Source organism: Rothia sp. HMSC061D12 (genome assembly GCF_001836735.1).
Classification (GTDB): domain Bacteria; phylum Actinomycetota; class Actinomycetes; order Actinomycetales; family Micrococcaceae; genus Rothia.
In genome coordinates this window covers 738,567-760,931 of record NZ_KV830305.1, presented here as the reverse complement: position 1 = coordinate 760,931, position 22,365 = coordinate 738,567, and the positions used below count along the sequence as shown (strand labels likewise).

Below are 22,365 nucleotides of genomic sequence, written 5' to 3'. Positions count from 1 at the left end.
GGGACATTTATATTTATTGGTTTTTGAGAACCCACTCTTTATATCGGAGATTAACTTCTGATTGCTGCCGTCGCTGTTCTTCTAGTTTTGTTTCATTATCTCGAATGAGCGGTTTTTGGTATGAGGCTACAAGATTGGCAAGACCTTGAGCCATTCCTGTATCTTTACTACATTGTGCTTCAATGACGCTGAGCCGAATTTCTTCTTCTGATGCCGGGGCATTATTATCACCGCTAGCGCGGGTTGCATCTGATAGTTCTTGTGTTTCCCATTCTTCGTCGCCCTTTCGTGGTGTTAAACCTTTATCCGATAGGCATTTCCACCATGCTTCACGGTATTTTTTCCATTCGGGATGATTCATGGCAGCTGCATAGGATTCACCGTGGATTCGACGATAGGCTTCTGAGAGGCCACTTTGCTCTTCGAGGCTAATGCCCGCGATCTCTTTCAACGTGGCTAAGATTTCAGGCATGCACTGTTCCATGATTTTTGTGTCATAGCCCGCGGATGATGGTGCATTCCCGGGTCGCTTGTAGTTTCCATATTTGGCGGCGTATTCGGGGTTCCAGAGACCAAACTCGCGACCGGATGAAAAGAATTTCCTATCTTCTACATCCGGGATATATATTTCGTAGGACTGGCCGTGCTTTGCGAAACAGCGCTGCCTGAGAATTTCCAAGGCTTGAGTGTAATACTGGGAATTTTCATCGAAAATGTCATTGTATTCTTCGAGTGGAGTAATGATTTGGTTGTTTTTATAGTCTAGAGTTGCTTGGGCTGTTTCATCACGTTCTAGTTGCGGGCCTGTAGAACAGGATGTGCAGGCTAGCGTGAATGCAAATGTTAAAGCCATTGCGGGCTGAAAGAATTTCTTGAGGTTCATGATTCTCCCTCCGTAATTGGATAAAGAATATGTAACAGTAAAGAAAGCGGGACTGTGTTCTACTGATGATTGGAAAGCACATGACCCGGTGAATATGGGTGTTGAGAGAATCTGGAATCTATGTGAATCCCAGAGCGATAAGCAGAATCTTGGGGGAGTGCCTGCTAGCTTGGGAGCACCCATAGCGAAAGGCCAAGACGCTATGTGCAGACCACGCACAAGGGTGTTTCTGCAGCGTCGTTACTGCTGGGAGAGTGTTCTAGAGCTTCATCATGAACCCCTATGGGTTATGGAGGGCAAATACTCATAGATGAGTGAGTCGTGCCCCCCCCGTAATGTTGATTGGGCACCCTAAAATATCCACCGATACTATGGCGAATATCATAGTTGAAGGGTGGTTAAAGCCTACCACCGGCTAGACGCACCAGGCAACCAAAATCCCGGTCACGTCTGATTTATTACATAAGAAACGCATAGTCAACGAGAATACCAACAGGAAAAAGCTCGGGCGCCCTGCACCTCGTCACAGTTAAAACACGAATGCCCCCGGTTGATAAATCATCAACCGGGGGCATCGTTTAGCTTCTAACGCAGAACCGAGGTTCTACCGCTAAATGCTTAGTGCTGCTCCAGCTCGGAGTTAGCGTTCACGTTCAGCAGGTCGTACTTAGCGAATGCCTTCGCGGGAACGTCTGCTGCAACCTCGCCGCGCTTTGCCAGCATCTGCAGGGTGCGGACAACAACCGACTCTGCATCGATGTGGAAGAAGCGACGTGCACCCGGGCGGGTGTCTGCGAAGCCGAAGCCGTCAGCACCCAGGGTTGCGAAGTCGTTCGGAACGAACTGGCGGATCTGGTCGGGAACATCCGAAGCGAAGTCGGTGGTCGCGACGATCGGGCCAGCAGCGCCTGCCAGCTTCTGGGTCACGTAAGGAACGCGAGCGGGCTGGTTCGGGTTCAGCAGAGCCTCTTCCTCAGCGGCAATGCCGTCGCGGCGCAGCTCGGTCCACGAGGTGACGGACCAGAGGTCTGCGGAGACGCCCCAGTCCTCAGCCAGCAGCTTCTGAGCCTTCTCAGCCCACGGAACAGCAACGCCGGATGCCAGCAGCTGTGCCTTGGGGCCGGAGGTCAGCGGGGACTCGCTAATCTTGTGGATACCCTTGATGATGCCCTCAACGTCAACGTTTGCCGGCTCAGCAGGCTGGTGAATCGGCTCGTTGTACACGGTCAGGTAGTACATGACGTTGTGGTCTTCGTCCTTGGTACCGTACATCTGCTCGATACCGCGCTCCACGATGTGAGCGATCTCGTAGCCGTAAGCCGGGTCGTAGATCTTGAAGGCCGGGTTGGTGGAGGCCAGGATCGGGGAGTGGCCGTCGTTGTGCTGCAGGCCCTCACCGGACAGGGTGGTACGACCTGCGGTTGCACCGATGACGAAGCCGCGGCACAGCTGGTCGGCAGCAGCCCAGAAGCCGTCGCCGGTGCGCTGGAAGCCGAACATCGAGTAGAAGATGTAAATCGGAATCATCGGCTCGCCGTGGGTGTCGTAGGACGAACCCAGAGCGATGAATGCAGCGGTTGCGCCTGCCTCGTTAATACCCACGTGAACAATCTGGCCCTCGGGGGACTCGGTGTAGGTGAGCATGAGCTGGTGGTCAACGGGCACGTAGTTCTGGCCGTTGGGGTTGTACAGCTTAGCCGAGGGGAAGAAGGAGTCCATACCGAAGGTACGTGCCTCATCGGGGGTGATGGGAGCGATACGGTGGCCGAAGCCCTTCACACGCATGAGGTCCTTCATCAGGCGGACGAACGCCATGGTGGTAGCAGCGGTCTGCTTGCCGGAGCCCTTCTTGGTCTGTGCGTAGACCTTGGACTCGGGCAGGATAATCTCAGGCTGGGTGTTTGCACGGCCGGGGATGTAACCGCCGAGTTCCTTACGGCGTGCCTGCATGTACTGCAGTGCCGGGTGGTTTGCCTCGGGCAGGTAGTACGGCGGGTTGTACAGATCCTTCTCCAGCTCCTCGTCGGAGATGGGGATGTTCAGGTGGTCACGGAAGCCCTTCAGTGCTTCCATGGTGAACTTCTTGATCTGGTGGGTGGAGTTACGTGCCTCGAAGTAGGGGCCGAGCTCCGCACCCTTAATGGACTGTGCCAGGATGACGGTGGGCTTGCCCTTGGTCTCCATAGCTTCCTTGTAGGCTGCGTAGAGCTTCTTGTCGTCGTGGCCACCCAGGCGCAGGTTGAAGATCTGCTCGTCGGTCAGGTCTGCAACCAGTTCCTTGGTCTCGGGGTACTTGCCGAAGAAGTGCTCGCGGATGTAGCCGCCGTCTTCGCCACGGAAGGTCTGGTAGTCACCGTCGAGGGTCTCGTTCATCAGCTGGATGAGCTTGCCGCTCTTGTCCTTCTTGAGCAGCTCGTCGTAGTCGGAGCCCCACAGGACCTTGATGACGTGCCAGCCTGCGCCGCGGAAGAATGCCTCGAGCTCCTGAACGATCTTGCCGTTACCACGAACGGGGCCGTCCAGACGCTGCAGGTTGCAGTTGACGACGAAGGTCAGGTTGTCCAGGTGCTCGTTTGCAGCCAGCTGCAGTGCACCACGCGACTCGGGCTCGTCCATCTCGCCGTCGCCCAGGAATGCCCAGACGTGCTGCTCGGAGGTGTCCTTGATCTTGTGGTTGTGCAGGTACTTGTTGAAGGATGCCTGGTGGATTGCGTTCAGGGGGCCCAGACCCATGGAAACGGTCGGGAACTGCCAGAACTCGGGCATGCAACGGGGGTGCGGGTACGAAGGAATACCGTTTGCGCCCTTGGTCTTCTCCTGGCGGAAGCCGTCCATCTGCTCTTCGGTCAGGACGCCTTCAACGAATGCGCGGGAGTAGACACCGGGGGAGGAGTGACCCTGGAAGAAGACCTGGTCGCCGCCACCGGGGTGGTTACGGCCGCGGAAGAAGTGGTTCTGGCCCATTTCGTAGAGGTCAGCAACACCTGCGAAGGTGGAGATGTGACCGCCAACGCCGATGCCCTTCTTCTGGGCACGCTGAACCATGATTGCTGCGTTCCAACGAATCCATGCGCGGTACTGGCGCTCGAGTTCCTCATCACCGGGGTACTCGGGCTGCTGGTCGGCGGGGATGGTGTTGATGTAGTCGGTCTTGACCAGAGTGGGGACCTTTACGCCCTTTGCACCAGCTTCCTTGAGCAGTGCGCGAAGGATGTACTCTGCACGCTCGGTGCCGTGAGTCTTGATAAGGTCCTCGAGGGACTCAGCCCATTCCTGGGTCTCTTCTACGTCGATGTCCTTGAGGCCATCAAGAAGGGTGCTCAGGGAGTGCTCGTTCGGTACGTTAGCCAAACTAATCCAACCTCTCTTCTGTGCGGTTGTGAGATCGCCCGCCGCGCGATGTTGCGTTGTCGAACAATCTTTGTGTTTAAGCGCTATAGGTCTGTGAGACCTACTTCGCTTCTTATCTCTACTATCTTAGACCTAAAGGTGCCTCTCTTGGTCTCAAATGGGGGTTTTTGTGATGTGGGTTTCGCATTGTGGCTCTCTGAGTGGAAAAAATGCGCATTAAAAGTGCTAGTTATGGTCTTTTTGCACCTAAATAGCGCGGAATGGTGGGGGCGGCGGAATGGTGCGGCATAAGGGGGCATGGTCCGTCTGAGGGGAGGGGGTCAACTATGGCTTGGTGTGGCTTGGTGTGGGGTGCAGTGGGAAAACGAAAAAAATACTGAGACATAGAACACGTTCTATTGAGTTGCGTGTTTCGGTAGAAGCCCGTATAGTTTTTTCTTGTGTTCGCCACTGGAACGGAAACGAAACAGTGAGAACTATGGGTCTTTAGCTCAGCTGGTAGAGCGCCACGTTTACACCGTGGATGTCATCGGTTCGATCCCGGTAGGACCCACCGATTACCCCGGTACCGCAAGGTACCGGGGTTTTTGTTTACCCGGTTGTATTTACCCATTGACCTGCCGCGAGAGTACCGGGCGGGAGGCTCACGAAAATAATTCGGTCGGAACTGCGATTCCTTCGAGCATAAAAGTGCACTCCACCTATATATAGCCTGCCCTCAGCGCGTATCCTTATATACATGACTGAAAACAAGAAGGCACAGATTGGTGTCACCGGCCTTGCTGTCATGGGCGCAAACCTCGCCCGCAACCTGGCACGTAACGGCTACACCGTGGCACTGCACAACCGTTCCGTAGAGAAGACCGACGCACTGCTGGCTGAGCACGGCGCAGACGGCGACTTCATCCGCACCGAGTCCCTGCAGGAACTCGTCGACTCCCTCGAGTCTCCCCGCCGCATCCTGATTATGGTCAAGGCGGGCGCACCCGTCGACGCTGTTATCGAGCAGCTCACCCCCATGCTCGATGAGGGCGACATCATTATTGACGGCGGTAACTCCCACTTCCCCGACACCATCCGCCGCGAGCACGCCCTGGCTGAAAAGGGCCTGCACTTCGTGGGCGTTGGCGTCTCCGGCGGTGAAGAGGGCGCTCTCTGGGGCCCCTCCATGATGCCCGGCGGTTCCGCAGAGTCCTACAAGCACCTCGGCCCCATGCTCGAGAAGATTGCAGCGAAGGCACCCCAGGACGGTGCACCCTGCTGCGCATGGATCTCCACCGACGGTGCGGGTCACTTCGTGAAGATGGTCCACAACGGCATCGAGTACGCCGACATGCAGGTGATCGGCGAGGCCTACGACATTCTCCGCTCCGTGGCAGGCATTGAGCCGGCACAGCAGGCAGAAATCTTCAAGACCTGGAACGAAGGCGACCTGAGCTCCTACCTGATCGAAATCACCGCAGAGGTGCTCGCACAGGTAGACGCAAAGACCGGCAAGCCCCTGGTCGACGTGATTGTTGACGCAGCTGGCCAGAAGGGTACCGGCCTGTGGACCGCTAAGGCTGGCCTGGACCTCGGTTCCCCCGTCTCCGCTATCGCAGAGTCCGTGTTCGCACGCGCCCTCTCCTCCTCCGAGCGTGAGCAGCGCGAGCAGGCACAGCGCGAACTGCCCGCAGGCCTGATCGCAACCACCGGCGTGGGCGCAGGCGACCCCGAGTTCGTTGAGGACGTGCGCCGCGCACTCTTCGCGTCCAAGCTCGTTGCATACGCACAGGGCATGGACCTGCTCACCCGCGCAGGCAAGGAATACGGCTGGGACCTGAAGCTGGACACCATCGCATCGCTGTGGCGTGCAGGCTGCATCATCCGCGCAGAACTGCTGGGCGACATCATGGCTGCCTACGCTGATGAGGCTCCCGCGAACATGCTGCTGGCACCCGCCTTCAAGAACCTCATGGAGGAGCTCGTTCCTTCCTGGCGTCGCGTGGTGGCTAAGGCAACCGCACTGGGCATCCCCGTGCCGGTGTTTGCTTCCGCACTGTCCTACTACGACGGTCTGCGCCGCGACCGCCTGCCCGCATCCCTGATTCAGGGTCAGCGTGACTTCTTCGGTGCGCACACCTACGGTCGTATTGACGAAGAGGGCGCCTTCCACACCATGTGGAGCGGTGACCGTTCCGAGGTGAACGCAGCGGACATTCACGTTCACTAAGCTCCCGTAGCTAAATACGTCAAAGCCCGCCTTCGGCTGGATGAGAATCCGGTCGGGGCGGGCTTTCGTTATGTCTTGATAAGGCAGTCCCCGAGGTATCTCACGATATATCTCAGGGGTGCAACAGGGGAGAGGAGCTGTGGATATTAGCTAGGAGCCTCCAGGCGCGCCTCTACGGGCTCAAAACGCTAGCGAGTACTAAATCCACATGGCGGGGTCAATGTACTCCACAGCGTCCACCAGGGGCTTCTTCTTCTCTGGAGTGCGCGGGCGGTGCTTCGCGGGAATGCCGGTAATAATCGAGTCGGCGGGGTGATCGTTGACCACCACGGCGTTCGCGCCAATCGCGCTATCGGCACCAATAACCACCGGACCCAGCACCTTCGCGCCGGCACCAATGGTCACGCGGTCGCCGATGGTGGGGTGGCGCTTCACCTTCTCCAGGGAGCGACCACCCAGGGTCACGCCGTGGTACAGCATTACGTCGTCACCGACCTCAGCGGTTTCGCCAATGACAATGCCCATGCCGTGATCAATGAAGAAACGGCGGCCAATGGTCGCGCCCGGGTGAATCTCCACGCCGGTCAGAAAACGCGCAAACTGCGAAAGGGTACGCGCCAGAGCCTTCGTCTCATCCTTCTGCCAGAGCTTATGGGTCAGGCGGTGAACCCAAATGGCGTGCATACCCGAATAGTTCAGCGCAATCTCGACAGCGCCACGCGCAGCAGGGTCGTGCTGGCGGACGTTCTCAATATCTTCACGCAGACGCGCAATAAAACTCATTGGGTTCCCTTTCCCTCATCGGTCGTGCTCTGTGTATGCGACCTTTCCAAAGGTACCAACAATGAGGCCCATTCACCTATTCCCGCACCCTCAGCTGTCATAGTGGACGCCCCCTCCGACATCTCAGTCACAATTCCGTGCAGAACGTAATATTTACGCCCTGCATAACTCTGCACAACCCCGCCAAGAGCCTCCACCCGCAGACGCTAGATTGGGGCACGCAAAACGCCCCGCCTGCCGTGTATGCAACCGGCAGACGGGGCGTAGCACTATAAACCTGAAACCTCCCACTAACGGGGGCTCAGAAGCTCAATTAGCCGCGGATATCCTCGTACAGAGCGGTAGAGATGTAACGCTCACCGAAGTCAGGAACGATAGCCACAATCAGCTTGTCCTTGTTCTCAGACTTCTTAGCCTCATCCAGAGCAGCCCAAACAGCCGCACCGGAAGAAATACCGCCCAGAATACCTTCCTGGGTAGCCAGCAGGCGGGAGGTGCGCATAGCGTCCTCAGCGCTGACCGGGGTCACGGAATCGTAGATGCCGCGGTCCAGGGTGTCCGGAACGAAGTTAGCGCCCAGGCCCTGAATCTTGTGGGGGCCAACGCGACCCTCAGAGAGCAGCGGGGAGTCCTTCGGCTCAACCGCAACAACCTTCACGTTGGGGTTCTGCTCCTTCAGGTACTTACCGGTACCGGAGATGGTGCCGCCGGTGCCAATACCCGCCACGAAAATGTCGACCTTGCCGTCGGTTGCTTCCCAAATCTCGGGGCCGGTGGTGTTGTAGTGAATAGCGGGGTTCGCCTCGTTAGAGAACTGAGACGCCAGGATAGCGTTCTCGGTGGTCGCAACGATTTCCTTAGCCTTCTCCACAGCACCGCGCATACCCTCGGTACCGGGGGTCAGCACAATCTGAGCACCGTAAGCGCGCAGCAACACGCGACGCTCAGCAGACATGGTCTCCGGCATGGTCAGGATGACGCGGTAACCGCGAGCAGCACCCACCATAGCCAGCGCAATACCGGTGTTACCGGAAGTACCCTCAACAATGGTGCCGCCGGGCTTCAACGCACCCGACTTCTCAGCAGCGTCAATGATGGCGCGGCCGATACGGTCCTTGACCGAACCAGCGGGGTTGTAGAACTCAAGCTTGACCGCGACGTTACCGGGAAGACCCTCGTCCAGTCGGTTCAGCTTAATCAGGGGGGTCTGGCCGGTTGCTTCAACAATGCTGTTGAGAATCTTTGCCATGGGGTGCTCCTTACATGAGCCTGGGGGGAGGCCAGCCGCGACGGGGTCTCCGCAATGAATAATCGGTTACGTGGCAACTCTACTACGCCAAACGCGCCGGGGTAACCCTGCCGTTCACAGTTCGTAATAATGACTGAAAAACTTCAAAAGAGCCGAAGGCTCAGCCTCAACCTCAACCGGCACAAAAAAGGGGCTGAAAAAGGGGCTAGAAAAGCTACCCGAAAGAGGGTACAGAAAAGCGCCGCACAAACCCTTTCTCGATAAAGGATGATGAATGTGCGGCGCTCTCTAGAAACATTATGTAGCCCAAAAGACAACCTCTGTATATAAGAGTAGTGATGAACTCTGTTCACCGCAAGCTGGAGCCACAAATTTTATTGCCATCAATGGAAAAAACAGTGAAAAACCGCATCCTGAGATGGAAAAGACGCAAAAGCGGGGGAGAGAACCAGCCCAGGGGACTAGTTGATGTCCATGTGCAGGTCCCACTTGTTGTTCAAGTAGCGACCAACTGCCTCACCGAACATCTTCACGTGACGCTTATCAGCCGCCACGGTCTGCTCCTTGCCGTCCTTGAACAGCTTCTCGCCCAGATCAACGTTCAGAGTCACGGTCCAGTTGTACGCACCCTGCGCCAGAACCGGCTGCTTAGTACCGATAGTCAAGGTAGCGGTCGGGTTCACGTACCAGGTCTTCTTCTCTTCAATACCTGCCTTAGTGGAATCCGCGTACTTCTTCATCGCCGCCAGGGTCTCCTGGTCGGTGCTGACCTCGTTCATGTAGTGCATATCACCGGTACGCAGCAGGTACTCAAACGCCGCACCGAAGTACGCCAGAGCCGCCGCGAAGCCAGCCACCGAATTCTGGTGCATAGCCTCCGGAACAATCGGGGACGGCACGTTCTGCGGCGGGTGCTCAGCATTACCCGGCTGGTACTCGCCGTGCTCCTCCATCTTCTCCAGCTTTGCCACGCCGCTGTAATCCTTATTGTCATTAGGCAGCGGAGAGCTCGACGCCGAAGCAGAAGCCGACGCAGAAGCGGAAGGGGAAGCAGACGCCGAAGCCGAAGCGCTCGGCGAAGCGGTAGCAGACTCAGAAGCCGCAGCAGAAGCGCTCTCAGAGCCAGAAGCGGAAGCAGACGCCTCAGAAGTAGCCTTAGAGCCACAAGCCGCCAGCAAAGCCATAGAGCTGACGCCCAGCACACCCAGCGCCGCGCGGCGGGTCAGGTTCTCGGACATAGTGATACCTTTCAGTCAGTCGGTGATTGCAACCAGTTTAGCCGCAAACCCAACAGGATACAGAGTTGAGTGGGCGAAGCGTGAGAAGCGCCTCGCAGATAAAAGCGTTATGACGAACTATGACGCCGCGGAGGTGGCGGACGCCTCAACGGAAGCCTCAGCAGAAGCGGCGGCAGAAGAGGAAGCGGAAGCCGCGCCGGACGCTGCCGCGCTCGCGGTAGAGGCGCCGCCCTGGGCAGCGCCTCCCTGAATGGTGGCACCGTACGCCACGCTCAGCTCCCACATCTTCGAATCAGCGTGATAGCGGCCGCGGAAATCGCACTCCTGAATCGTCACTCGAGAAGCCGGACCCGCAGCAGTCGCAGAGGCAGAGGCGCTCGGGGACGCCGCATCAGATACCAGCGCATCCTCAGACGGCTCAGTAGGCTCCGCAGACGCGGAGGCAGAGGCGCTCGCCGAGGCGGCCACCGGCTGGATCTTACCCTCAGCCACCGCTTCCGTACCAAAGTCCAGAGTGTACTGACCCTTGAACAGCAGGTTGCCATCGCTCATAATCGACGGCTGAGCGCTCGCCAGGGCATAAGACGCCGACGGGTTCACATACCAGGAACCCTTTTCCACACCCGCCAGAATCGATGCCGACAGGGCATCCACCTCAGAGCGAGTCTTCGAGGACAGCTGAATGCCGGTCGAGAACGCATCCGTGCTACCGGTCTTCACCAGGTAATCCATAGCCGCCGCAAAATAAGCAACCGCCTCATGGAAACCCGTCACCGTATTCAACGAGAGCTTATCAGTCACCTTCGGCTTCGGAGCATTACGCGGCGGATGATCCACCGTACCCTGCTCATAATTCAGCGCACCATCATAATGGGTGTACTCCACCAGACCCGAATAGTTCTGACCATCATCGCTGTACCCATTCGGGTTAGCGCTCGACTTCGAACCGCTCAGGCTACCGCCCTGAGAACCCGACTGCTGGCTAGAGCCACCCGAGCCGCACGCGCTCAACAGCGCCGCAGAACCCGCAACAGCGGAGGCGCCCACACCCAGACGCAGCAGGGAGCGGCGAGAGAAAGACTGAGAAAAAGAAGACATAAGAGAAAAACCTTGAATTCGGGAAAGCTCGTTACTACCAGAGTAAAACAGATCATGCCCTAACCCGAGTGCGAGTTAGGGCATGATGCCTCATCCTTCTGAGGGCTTAAAGGTTGTCACCATTAGAGTTGCCGCCGTTACCGGAGTTACCGGAATTGCCAGCATTACCGCCGTTAGCGGCACCACCATTAGCGCCACCATTCTTCGGCTGAGCCGACGCCTGAACCTCGTACTCATCCTGAATGGTCAAAGTCCAGTCATTATCGTGGCGCACACCGGTAATCACCAGGCCACGCTCAGTGCGGCGCACCTTCTCGGACATCTCCGCAGGAGCACCGTCAATCACCACGGTCGGACCCAAATCAATCACCAGGTCAAAGGTCCACTGAACGCTCTTCTTCACCAGAGCAGGAACAGCAGTAAACGCCGACATAGTCACCTTCGGCGACACATACCAGTCACGCGCCTGCGAGCTCTCATTCGACTCATCCATGAACGACGAGAACGACGCAACGAACTTCTCATCAGCCTTCGACTCACGTAGCGGGCCGGCGTCACCGGTCAGCACCAGGTAGTTAATCGCCGCATACACGAACGCAATCGAATCGTACAGACCCTGCACCGAGTTCTCCGAGGCGCTCGCCGGGCGCTTAGGGAACGGCACGTTCTGCGCGGGCGCAGACTCGGTCGCCGGAACGAAATTACCCTTCTTCTCATAGTTGTCGAAGGTGACCTCGCCGCTAAAATCAGTGCGCGCAGAAGCCGACGGAGAAATCTGAGGGGTATCCGCATCAGCGTTCTCGCTGGAGGAAGAACCACCGCCACACGCAACCAGCAGGGTGCTCAAAGACACGCCCGCAACGCCCGCACCCGCGTAACGCAGAGCAGAACGGCGGCTAATGCCGGTAGTGGAACTGGGAAGCCCGGAGGTCATGGGGAAAAGCGCCACGGAATACCTTTCGAGTGAGAATCTCAGGTGAGAGACGAGTGAGAGAACGCCTCGACGAGCGGATATCACACGCGGACATCCCTCTAGAGACAGTCCTAAGTATAACGCGCCCCCGCCTTCACACCCGTGCGTACCAGCGCCCAAAGGAGCGTGATATGCCGCCCATCAGCGAACTTACCGCAGTCTTACTGTAACCAGCGGGAGCATCGCGCCGAATGGGGCATAGCGGGTATAGCGAAGGAGAGGACGCGTTCATCGTCTATAGGGGAGAGGCTACTGGGCGCCCTCACCGGGAACACCGGCAGGTGCCTCAGCGCCGCCAGCAGCACCGCCCGCATCTGGGGCGCCGGGTGCTACAGTCGGCTGAGCCGTCGCAGCTGCAGGCTGAGTCGCCACGGGCTGCGCGGGAGCGGTAGCCGCAGGCGCCTGGGTAGCGGCAGGCTGAGGAGCCTGTGCGCCACCGTTCTGCGCTCCACCGTTCTGGGAGCCGGTGTACTGTCGTGCGCCGCCGTTCTGGGAGCCGCCGTTCTGGCCCGCACCGCTCTGACCTGCGCCATTCTGGGCGGCACCGTTGTTAGCGGTACCCTGTGCGGCACCGTTACCCGAAGTGTTCGCGCCAGTGTGAGCGCCGCCATTAGCCGCCACGGTGCTGTCATCAGTCACCGTCGGGGTATACGTCGAGGAAGGATGCGCGCGCGGAGTCTGAGTCGGCTTCGGAGTCAACGCCGGATCATACTGCTGAGGCGAAATCACCAACCAGCGCTTCGCTTCCTCATCGTACTCAGCGTAGAGAGCCTTAATCTCCTGTGCCTCTGTGTCCTCCAGGGGCTTGGTCGTGTTCGTCGCCTTCTCAACCTGCAGACCGTGCGCCTGAGTCACGGTGCACGCCCACGAATACTTAGTGCCGCGAGTAGTCGGCTGCTTATCGGTCAGGCGGAAGGTCCACTCACCATCAACCAGCCAGTTCGTGCCGGGCGCATAGAAGGCGCGCAGCTTCTCCAAAGAAGCACGCTGAACAGAATTATCCTGATGAACCACCTGCAGGGCCGGACCGGGATCACCGGTCATGCGGGCGTAGTTCACCGCCGCCGCAAAATACGCGAAGGTGGCGCGCAGGCTGCGGGCGTTCTTCTCGTACATGGTCTCATCCTCAACCGGGATGGGCACGGCGCTCGCCTTAGAATCAACGCTCGCGGGGCCGGCGGTCGGCTCAATCGTGTAGACCTGACCGGTCTCCGGGTCGGTGCTACTCATCGGAGCAGCACCGGTACCGGCAACGTACTTGGTCCACTTCAGCTCGCCCGACAGGTTATCGTAGGCACCCGCAATCGAAGCGGAAGGAGTGGGGGAGGCGGTCGCCTCCGCAGTCTTTTTGGAACCGCAAGCGGCAAGCATCGCACCCAGGGCGGCAGTGCCCGTGAGCGCAATAAAGTGGCGGCGGCTGTGAATCATAGTGATCCCCTTGAATGTGCTGTGATGCGGAAGTATCGGTGATAGGTGAAGAGCTCACGCCCTAATCCTCAGCCTAACATCAGCCCCTGTAAGAAAGGCGTGAAGCAGTCACCCGCGGGGCGGGTAGAGGCGTATTGAGGTGAAAATGGGCGGACCTCATCTAGCCCTAGCCTATAGATTTCACGCGTGGCACACAAATAAAAGCCCTCATCCGTGCCTCATATCACCCAATATGACGGGTTCTTTGAGGCACGGATGTAAAGAAGCTTTAGGCTGAGCCTCGAATATAACGAGCCGCCTTAGAAGAGGAGCTCTCATTCGGGGTCGGGTGCGCGCTCGGGGCGTTCGCGGACGGTTCAGTGGTAGCCGCCGGGGTGGCGGTAGCGCTCGGGGAAGACTTCGGGTCCTCCAGCATCTGCCAGCCCTCTTCACCAAAGTAGACGTACGCATCCGCCTTCTGATTGCTGCCGTAGATACCGGTGAGCTGCTCACGCTGACGGGTCTCATGGTTGAACAGGAACGCGTTCTCATCCACCTTCAGGGTCGCCTTCCAGCAGTAGACGTCCTGCTCGGTGGCGGGTACCGGCTGCGGGGAGCTTAGATTGATGCACATGGGGTGGTTGCTCTTAGAGACCAGCCAGCCAATGTTGTAGCGGTAAATGTCGCGGTACATCTGCGCCATGTGGCTAAAGTGCTCCTGGCCGGGCAGGCTCATGAAGGGGTCGGTATCGCCGGTGAGGAGCATGTAGTTCTGCGCCGCACCCCAGTACTGCAGGAAGGCGTGCAGGCCCTCAACGGTACGTTCCTTAGCCTCCGGAGGCATGGTGGGGCGAGGGACATTGACGGCACGGTGACTGAGAGTGCCGTTCGAGAAATTGCCGACGCGCTCAAAGAACTGATCGGGCAGGATCGCCGGGCCGCGGCCGTCCAGAGCGGATTTGGGTAGAGGCTCGGCGTAGGTGATGCTGCGCGTGGTGGTCGCAGATTTGGTCTGGGCGCTCTGAGGTGCCGGTGCGGCATTAGTGGGAGAGGATTCAGTGAGTGGTTGAGGGCGAGAAACTGCGTTGGGGCTGCAAGCGCTTGCGAGTGCACTCAATGCTGCTCCGGAAGAAAGAGCAAGAAGATGGCGACGTGACAGCGAACCGAACATACGCAACCTTTCGCAAGAGTAAAGACGGGCAGGCAGTAACGGGTAGCTCGAATGCAGTGAACCTCAACGGCAGTTGATTGCAGTTGCATGAGGGGTCGGTGAGCGTTCCCGATGGGTGTGGCATACCGCGGTGAGTACGGATGCGATAGAAAGGGCAGGCCAGAAGCCTCCTGAAGGAATCGGTGTGGGTTATGACCTGCCTGGTTGTCGTGCTCAATGATTCTAAGCGTACTTTCAGGTTCGAAACGACCATATCTGCGCTTGAGCGTAAAAAGTTATCAAATCTTAATATTTGCCCGTTTTATGCGGGTTATAAAACGTACCAATGTGTTTGGGATAACCGCATTAAAATCTGTTGTTTCCCCTAGAAACTTAGGGATTTTTCGGCTTTTTCTTGATATGAGTAAATCGTAAATTGGAGTTGTTGCACCTCGTGTGTAAATAGTATTTCAACCTCTCCACGTTGTCCGAACACCCATCAAAAACACCCCGAAAAGCGAACCCAAACTCCCCGCCGCCGCAACGTGCCCACCACAACGCCCATACCTGGCATGAAGCGGGTTCCCCCTATGGGACAATAGCGCTGTGACTACCACCGACTATGCGCAGCTCAAAGCAGCGCGCGAACTGCTCACTCGAATCCCCCTCCCGCTCGACGTAGAAGCCGGCGAAACCCCCGGCACCCCCTACACCGTCGCCCACGACGGCACCGCAGAGCACGGCACCGCCACCGCGCGCACCCTACTCGCCGCCATGGCACGCCAACTCGACGACTACATCCTGCCGCGTAGCGCCAGCGTCGATAACCCCCTCACCATCGTGGTCGGCGGCTCCACCGGCGCCGGTAAATCCACCCTCGTCAACCCCCTGCTCGGCGAGCCGCTCACCCAGTCCGGCGCGATTCGACCCACCACCCGCCACCCCGTCCTGCTGCACCGTGCAGAAGACGAGGCGGCGCTGTCACCCGAACGCTTCCTGCCTACCCTGCCGCGTACCCGCACCTCCGGCATGAACGCCGGATCGCAGGCACTACCCGGCCTCGACCCGAAGATTGCGCGCGCCCTCATTCCTATTACTACCTCGGCGCTGCCGCAGGGCATTGCGCTCATTGACGCGCCCGATATCGACTCCGTCTCCGAGGAAAACCGCACCCTCGCCAAGGAGCTGCTCTCCGCCGCAGACCTGTGGCTCTTCGTCACCACCGCCAACCGCTACGCCGACGCCGTGCCCTGGGAACTGCTCCACGAGGCCGCCGCACGCTCCATCGCAATCGCCGTAGTGCTCAACCGCGTGCCCGAAGGCGACGAAGAAGCCATCGAAAACGACCTGCGACGCATGCTCGACGAGGCGGGAATCCACGCCGTGCTGATTCACACCGTCACCGAACAGCAGCGTGACGAGAAGGGCATGCTCGCCCCCGTCAGCCTCGCCCCGCTGACCCTGTGGATCCGCGAACTCGGCGCCGACGCGCCCGCCCGCGCCGCCATCGCCCGGCAGACCCTCGCCGGTGCCGTTGAAACCCTCGCGGGCAACCTGCAGGTGCTCGCTGCCGAACAGGCACGCCAGCAGGCGGCACACCAGTCGCTTGCCACCATCGCCGCCGAAGAATACGAGGACGCGCTGACCACCATCGACGGTGCCCTCTCCGACGGCTCCCTGCTACGCGGCGAAGTGCTCTCGCGCTGGCACGACTTCGTGGGAACCGGCGACTTCTTCCGCTCCCTCGACAGCACCATCGGCCGCCTGCGCGACCGCGTCGGCTCCGCCCTGCGCGGCCAGCCCGCCGCCGCCCAGAAGGTAGAGGACGCCCTCGAAAGCGGCATCCACGCCGTCGTGCTGGATGCAGCTGCCCGCGCCTCCGAAAACACCCGCACCCGCTGGCGTGCCAGCCGCGCCGGACGCTCCCTGCTGGCACGCCTGGATGCGCCGCAGGCTACCTCTGCTGTGCCCGAACAGAACGCAGAAGCTAAGGGCGAGGTGCAATCCGCCGAGGACATCTTCTCCGCAGCCGTTGCCGAGCAGATTCGCCTCTGGCAGGGCTCCGTGCTCGAAATGATTCGCGAAGAAGGCGCCGATAAGCGCAAGCGTGCCCGCTTCCTCTCCCTGGGCGTGAACGCCGCCGCCGTCATGCTCATGGTCGCCGCGTTCAGCCTCACCGGTGGTATTACCGGTATTGAGGCGGGCATTGCGGGCGGTAGCGGCGTGGTCGGCACCAAGCTGCTCGAGTCCATCTTTGGTGAAGATGCCGTGCGCCGCATGGCAACCCGCGCCCGCACCGACCTGCTTGAACGCATGGCTGATCTGCTCACTGAGCACGCCCAGCCCTTCACCGCCGTACTGGAAGAAACCGACCCGCAGGCTGATGCCGAGGACATTCACCGCGCCGCTGAGCAGGTGCAGGCAATCGCCGCAGAAATGAGCACCCAGAGTCAAACCACACAGCGCCAAGCCGCAGCCCACACTAACGGCACGGTTGCTCGCTAAACCACTCCGGACAGGCACCCCGCACCACAGACGAAGAAATAACGCACTATGACTACCCCCGAGAAGAAACTCGAGAACGCCGAGCGCAATACTACTGAGCGCAACACCGAGCGAGGCGCCACCCCCGCCGTGGCAACCTCGCCCTTCGCGCGCTCCGTTGCATCCCTGAAGGACGCCATCAGCTACGGCGAAGGACGAGTCCCCGAAACCGTTCTGCTCGACGCCGCCGAAACCCTCGAACGTCTCAGCCAGCGCCGTGAACTCTCCACCGAACACACCGTCATCGGCTTCTTCGGCGCGACCGGCAGCGGCAAATCCACGCTCTTCAACGCCATCGCCGGGCAGAACATTGCCCTCTCTGCTCCCACACGCCCGACGACCTCCACCGTGCAGGCGGCAATCTGGGAAGCAGAAGGCAGCGAAGAGCTACTTGACTGGCTCGGCATCGACAAGCGCGTCTACCCGCAAACTCAGGCGCTCGCCGCCGAAGGAGAGGCAACCGAGGGTAACGAAGCAGGCGGAAACAATAAAGCAACCGGGGGAGCTGCGGCACCCAACGCCGTCACCGAACCGGCACCCGGACTCTTCAACCGCATCCGCCGAGCCGTCGGCGGACGCGGCGAAATGCGCACCCGCACCGGCGGCCTCATCCTGCTGGACATGCCCGACTTCGACTCGGTCACCACCACCAACCGCGACCTCGCCGCCCGCATGATGCGCTACGTGGACGTACTCGTCTGGGTCGTCGACCCCCAAAAATATGCCGACGCCGTCATCCACCGCGACTTCATGGTGCCGCTTGCCGCATCCGGCGCGCAGGCGCTCTGCGTGCTCAACCAGGCGGACAAACTCGCACCCGCCGAGGTGCCTGCCGTGCTCGCATCCCTCACCCGCCTGCTCCAGGCCGAGGGCACCGAAGCGCACCTGCTCGCCGCGCCCATCGCCGTCTCCGCACGAACCGGCGAAGGCGTGGACGTGCTCCGCGACCTGCTCGCACAGGTGGCCGCTGCCAAGAGCCTGTCCCTGCAGCGAACCGACGCGCAGCTGCACGCCACCGCCTCCCAGCTGCGCACCTACGCCGGGGGAGAGGGCACCGTCCTCGCCGGAGCCTACGCCCTCGAAGCGGAACAGAAGCTCGTGCAGGCGTGCTACACCTCCAGCCATGCCGAGCAGGTTCTGGAGGCAGCGACCGCCTCCTACCGCCGCACCGCGGGACAGCGCACCGGCTGGATCCTCACCCGCTGGATGAGCCGCCTGAAGGCCGACCCCCTGCGCCGCCTGCACCTGGGACAGCAGGACGAAACGAAGAGCACCTCTAAGGCTGAGAAGTCCGCGGGCATGCTCGGCTCCGAGAGCGAGAATGCACCCGAGCTGGTGGCATCCTCGCTACCTCCGCTGAGCGCCGCCCAGAAGGCGGGCATGGCAAACGCCGTGCGCCAGTACAGCAAGCAGATGGCGGCCCGCATCGACGAACCGTGGAAGCGCAGCATCAAGGAAGCCGCCCTCTCCCGCGAGGCGGAGCTACCCGAACTGCTCGAACGCGACATGGTGCGCATCGACTACGGTCTGGGCCGCACTCGCGCCCCCTGGGTCGTCTTCAATACCCTGCAGTGGATCGCGCTACTGAGTGCTCTGGTAGGTGTTGGCTGGCTGACCCTGATTTCCGGCATGGCGTACCTGCAGATTCAGCTGCCGCCCGCCCCGACCCCCGAAGGCTCCCCGGTGCCCCTGCCGACCCTGCTTCTGCTGCTGGGTATCCTGCTCGGCATCGCCTCGGCGGGTGTGGGCAGGCTACTTACCGCCATGGGCTCACGCTACTACGCACGTAAGCTACGTGGCCGCCTGCAGACCGGCGTGGAGAAGGCGGTGCAGTCCTGCGTGGTCGCACCGGTACAGCAGGAAGCTAAGCGCCTCACCTCCTACCGCAAGGCGCTGGACATTTAGCGGCGTATCATCCGAGAAGCCGCATCAGGACAAGCTGCATCAAACTAAGAGCGCACAAAAGAATCCCTCCCTACCTCAATCGAGGCGGGGAGGGATTCTTCCATTAAATCTATACGCTACTGAAGCTTAGTCCTCTTCAGTACTCTCAGCGCAGGGAGCCTGCTGAGACGCCGCAAGCTCACGCAGACCGTCCGTAATCGCCTGAGCAGCCTTAACGACCAGCTCAGGGTAGTTGCGGTTCGGCTGGCGGGTCATGCGGTCAATCGGGCCTGAGATAGACACTGCCGCAATCACCTTGCCGCCGGGCGCACGCACCGGAGCAGAGACCGAGGCGGTACCGCGCTCGCGCTCACCCACGGACTGCGCCCAACCGATGCGGCGCACAGCCGCGAGCATGGCGGCGCTGAAGTGCGCATCGCGCAGGCCTTCAACAATGCGGTTCTGGTCTTCCCAAGCCAGCAGAACCTGGGCGGCGGAACCAGCCTGCATGGACAGCTGGGTACCGACCGGGATGGATTCGTGCATGCCGGAGGGTCGTGCCGCGGTTGCCGCGCATACACGCCAGTCGCCCTGGCGGCGGTACAGCTGGGTGGACTCGTCAGCTTCGAGGCTGAGCTTCTGCAGAATCGGGTCGGCCACGGTGATGAGCTCATCGGAAATGGTGGCGGACGCGAGTTCGGTCAGGCGGGGTCCGAGCATGAAGCGTCCCTGCACGTCGCGGGCTACGAGGCGGTGGTGTGCCAGCGCCACGGCGAGGCGGTGCGCGGTCGGTCGCGCCAGACCGGTTGCCTTGACGAGGTCGCCCAGGGATACGGGGCCTGCTTCGAGGCAGTCAAGGATGAGGGTTGCCTTGTCGAGCACGCCAACGCCGGAGGAGCCGTGGGAGTGTACCTCTACCATCTGCTCGTCGGCGGCCATGTGTTCGGGCGGCTTGACGGGGTCAACAATCGGTGCGTTGTGTTGTGTGGATGCGTTGGGGTGACGCATTCCGTGTGCGTTAAAACGTGATGCGGAAGGAGTCATTCTTATATTCTATCTCAGAATATGAAAGATACCCCGGACTTCATGGACTCTTCGGGGTACAGAGCTGAAGATGGAATCACCCCCTACGGGATAAATTATGAGTTTTTCATAATAAGTGTTTATGTGGGTTTATGGGTGAAAATCTGCGAAAAGCTGCGTAAAAATGCGAGCAATCCCGCAAAATTACCCTGGAGTCATAGAGTAAACCCACACAAAAACACTTGCTGGTTCGGGGTGCTTCTAGGCCGTCTCACAGGCTAAGAATCCGTGAAAAAATATGCGACACGCCGCAGGGAAATACCGATTTGAGGGTCCCATCGGGTACATAATCCGCCCCTCACTCCGCAAACTTGCGGCACGCACCACACCGAACGCATCCACCGTAGGAACGCATCAAGCAGGAGAAAGCATGACTAGCGAACAGAACGCAACCACCGCGGGCACCCGTCCGCGCACCCTGGCAGAAAAAGTCTGGGACGCACACGTCGTCGTCCCCGGTGAAAACGGCAAGCCCGACCTGCTCTACATCGACCTGCAGCTACTGCACGAAGTGACCTCCCCCCAGGCATTCGAAGGCCTGCGCATCGAGAACCGCCCCCTGCGCCGCCTCGACCTGACCATTGCCACCGAGGATCACAACACCCCCACCGACAACATCTTCGGCACCATCGCCGACCTGACCAGCCGCACTCAGATTGAGACCCTGCGCCGCAACGCCAAGGAATTCGGCGTGCGCATCCACTCCCTCGGCGACGAGGAGCAGGGTATTGTGCACGTGGTTGGCCCTCAGCTCGGCCTGACCATGCCCGGCATGACCATCGTCTGCGGTGACTCCCACACCTCCACCCACGGTGCGTTCGGCGCTCTCGCGTTCGGTATCGGCACCTCCGAGGTGGAGCACGTCATGGCAACCCAGACCCTGCCCCTGGCACGCTTCAAGACCATGGCAATCAACGTTGAGGGCACCCTCAAGCCCGGCGTGACCGCAAAGGACATCATCCTCGCCGTCATCGCGCAGATTGGCACCGGTGGCGGTCAGGGCTACGTGCTCGAATACCGCGGCTCCGCGATCCGCTCCCTCTCCATGGAGGGCCGCATGACCATGTGCAACATGTCCATTGAGGCGGGCGCACGCGCCGGTATGGTTGCCCCCGATGAGACCACCTTCGAATACATCAAGGGCCGCCAGCACGCACCCAAGGGCGAAGAGTGGGACAAGGCAGTCGAGTACTGGAAGAGCCTGCCCACCGACGAAGGCGCCGTCTTCGACAAGGAAATCTTCATCAACGCTGACGAGCTCGAGCCCTTCGTCACCTGGGGCACTAACCCCGGTCAGGGTATTCCGCTGAGCCACGCCGTTCCCTCCCCGGATGACTTCGAGGACGAGAACGACAAGGTTGCAGCAGAACGCGCCCTCGAATACATGGGCCTGGAGGCGGGCACCCCCATGAAGGACATCCCCGTGGACGTTGTCTTCCTGGGTTCCTGCACCAACTCCCGCATCGAGGACCTGCGCGCCGCAGCCGACATCGTGCGCGGCCGCACCATCGCCGAGAACGTACGCATGATGGTCGTGCCCGGCTCCCAGAAGGTCCGCGCGCAGGCAGAAGCAGAGGGCCTGGACAAGGTCTTCAAGGACTTCGGTGCCGACTGGCGCTTTGCCGGATGCTCCATGTGCCTGGGCATGAACCCCGACCAGCTGGCACCCGGTGAGCGTTGCGCCTCCACCTCGAACCGTAACTTTGAAGGTCGCCAGGGTAAGGGTGGCCGCACCCACCTGGTCTCCCCGGTGGTTGCTGCCGCAACCGCTGTGCGCGGTACCCTGTCCGCCCCGTCCGACGTCGTGGCCTAGCACGCCGCTATAGCTAAGGAGCCATTATGGAACCCATTATTAAGCACACCGGCATTGGCGTGCCGCTGCGTTCTTCGAATGTTGACACCGACCAGATCATTCCCGCCGTCTACCTCAAGCGAGTGACCAAGACCGGCTTTGATGATGCCCTCTTCGCGAACTGGCGTAAGGATCCCGAGTTCATCCTGAACCAGGAGCCCTACAAGCACGGTAGCGTGCTGGTTGCGGGCCCGGACTTCGGTACCGGTTCTTCCCGTGAGCACGCAGTGTGGGCGCTGCGCGACTACGGTTTCAAGGTCGTTATCTCCGCTCGTTTTGCCGATATTTTCCGCGGCAACTCGGGTAAGCAGGGCCTGGTGACCGCACAGGTCGCGCAGGACGACATTGAGCTGATTTGGAAGGCGCTGGAGCACGAGCCCGGCACCGAAATCACCGTTGACCTGGAGTCCAAGACCGTAACCGTGGGTGCGCTGGTCGTTCCCTTCGAGATTGACGACTACGTGCGCTGGCGCCTCATGGAAGGCCTGGACGACATCGGTCTGACCCTGCAGAACCTCGAGGCTATCGAGGCGTACGAGGCGAAGCGCCCCTCCTGGATGCCCCGCACCCAGGAGCTCTAAATAGGGGGAGCTCTAAGCCGAGCGCTCTAAGCCCTAGACATCTCTAGATAAAGCTCGAAGGCGGTGACTGAATCAGT

The 22,365-nt window shown here is 60.0% G+C and carries 15 protein-coding genes and 1 tRNA gene; 6 read left to right on the top strand and 10 right to left on the bottom strand.

Annotated elements, in window-relative coordinates; all coding sequences use genetic code 11:
• Positions 1 to 13: 13 nt before the first annotated feature.
• Positions 14 to 883 (bottom strand): hypothetical protein, encoded by an 870-nt coding sequence (locus tag HMPREF2682_RS02880; protein ID WP_070831254.1) that lies wholly within the window; start codon positions 881 to 883, stop codon positions 14 to 16.
• Positions 884 to 1,501: 618 nt separating this feature from the next.
• Entirely contained in the window at positions 1,502 to 4,234 is a 2,733-nt protein-coding gene (gene aceE, locus HMPREF2682_RS02875) for a pyruvate dehydrogenase (acetyl-transferring), homodimeric type (protein ID WP_070831251.1), read from the bottom strand.
• 480 nt (positions 4,235 to 4,714) lie between these two features.
• Here aceE and HMPREF2682_RS02870 point away from each other — a divergent pair.
• Positions 4,715 to 4,787 (top strand) — tRNA-Val (locus HMPREF2682_RS02870).
• Between the two features lie 186 nt (positions 4,788 to 4,973).
• Positions 4,974 to 6,446, top strand: coding sequence for an NADP-dependent phosphogluconate dehydrogenase (gndA, locus tag HMPREF2682_RS02865; protein ID WP_070831248.1), 1,473 nt, complete (start codon positions 4,974 to 4,976; stop codon positions 6,444 to 6,446).
• 198 nt (positions 6,447 to 6,644) lie between these two features.
• On the opposite strand, the gene epsC is transcribed toward gndA, so the two are convergent.
• The 7 genes from epsC to HMPREF2682_RS02830 form a co-directional block, all read right to left on the bottom strand.
• Entirely contained in the window at positions 6,645 to 7,229 is a 585-nt protein-coding gene (gene epsC, locus HMPREF2682_RS02860; protein WP_005507433.1) for a serine O-acetyltransferase EpsC, read from the bottom strand.
• Positions 7,230 to 7,542: 313 nt separating this feature from the next.
• Positions 7,543 to 8,478, bottom strand: a complete 936-nt coding sequence (gene cysK, locus HMPREF2682_RS02855; protein ID WP_070831244.1) for a cysteine synthase A — start codon at positions 8,476 to 8,478, stop codon at positions 7,543 to 7,545.
• Positions 8,479 to 8,939: 461 nt separating this feature from the next.
• A complete protein-coding gene (locus tag HMPREF2682_RS02850) occupies positions 8,940 to 9,716 on the bottom strand; it encodes a DUF6318 family protein (protein ID WP_070831241.1) in 777 nt (258 codons plus the stop codon).
• Between the two features lie 117 nt (positions 9,717 to 9,833).
• The gene (locus HMPREF2682_RS02845) at positions 9,834 to 10,814 is read right to left on the bottom strand and encodes a DUF6318 family protein (RefSeq protein ID WP_070831237.1); all 981 of its coding nucleotides are present in this window, start codon (positions 10,812 to 10,814) and stop codon (positions 9,834 to 9,836) included.
• Positions 10,815 to 10,920: 106 nt separating this feature from the next.
• Entirely contained in the window at positions 10,921 to 11,763 is an 843-nt protein-coding gene (locus HMPREF2682_RS02840; protein WP_070831235.1) for a DUF6318 family protein, read from the bottom strand.
• 273 nt (positions 11,764 to 12,036) lie between these two features.
• Positions 12,037 to 13,215, bottom strand: a complete 1,179-nt coding sequence (locus tag HMPREF2682_RS02835) for a DUF6318 family protein (RefSeq protein ID WP_070831232.1) — start codon at positions 13,213 to 13,215, stop codon at positions 12,037 to 12,039.
• A gap of 268 nt (positions 13,216 to 13,483) precedes the next feature.
• The gene (locus tag HMPREF2682_RS02830; protein ID WP_246827241.1) at positions 13,484 to 14,311 is read right to left on the bottom strand and encodes a DUF6318 family protein; all 828 of its coding nucleotides are present in this window, start codon (positions 14,309 to 14,311) and stop codon (positions 13,484 to 13,486) included.
• 639 nt (positions 14,312 to 14,950) lie between these two features.
• Between HMPREF2682_RS02830 and HMPREF2682_RS02825 the strand changes: the two genes are divergently transcribed.
• Together HMPREF2682_RS02825 and HMPREF2682_RS02820 are read left to right on the top strand one after the other, a co-directional pair.
• The gene (locus HMPREF2682_RS02825) at positions 14,951 to 16,849 is read left to right on the top strand and encodes a dynamin family protein (RefSeq protein ID WP_070831226.1); all 1,899 of its coding nucleotides are present in this window, start codon (positions 14,951 to 14,953) and stop codon (positions 16,847 to 16,849) included.
• Positions 16,850 to 16,897: 48 nt separating this feature from the next.
• On the top strand, positions 16,898 to 18,793 hold the full coding sequence (locus HMPREF2682_RS02820) for a GTPase (RefSeq protein ID WP_070831223.1): 1,896 nt from the start codon (positions 16,898 to 16,900) through the stop codon (positions 18,791 to 18,793).
• A 126-nt stretch (positions 18,794 to 18,919) separates the two neighbouring features.
• Here HMPREF2682_RS02820 and HMPREF2682_RS02815 read toward each other — a convergent pair whose 3' ends face one another.
• Positions 18,920 to 19,816: an IclR family transcriptional regulator gene (locus HMPREF2682_RS02815; RefSeq protein WP_371440890.1), complete on the bottom strand. Its 897-nt coding sequence runs from the start codon at positions 19,814 to 19,816 to the stop codon at positions 18,920 to 18,922.
• Positions 19,817 to 20,225: 409 nt separating this feature from the next.
• Between HMPREF2682_RS02815 and leuC the strand changes: the two genes are divergently transcribed.
• Together leuC and leuD are read left to right on the top strand one after the other, a co-directional pair.
• Positions 20,226 to 21,668, top strand: coding sequence for a 3-isopropylmalate dehydratase large subunit (leuC, locus tag HMPREF2682_RS02810; protein ID WP_070831218.1), 1,443 nt, complete (start codon positions 20,226 to 20,228; stop codon positions 21,666 to 21,668).
• Between the two features lie 26 nt (positions 21,669 to 21,694).
• The gene (gene leuD, locus HMPREF2682_RS02805; RefSeq protein ID WP_005505627.1) at positions 21,695 to 22,288 is read left to right on the top strand and encodes a 3-isopropylmalate dehydratase small subunit; all 594 of its coding nucleotides are present in this window, start codon (positions 21,695 to 21,697) and stop codon (positions 22,286 to 22,288) included.
• Positions 22,289 to 22,365: the final 77 nt, after the last annotated feature.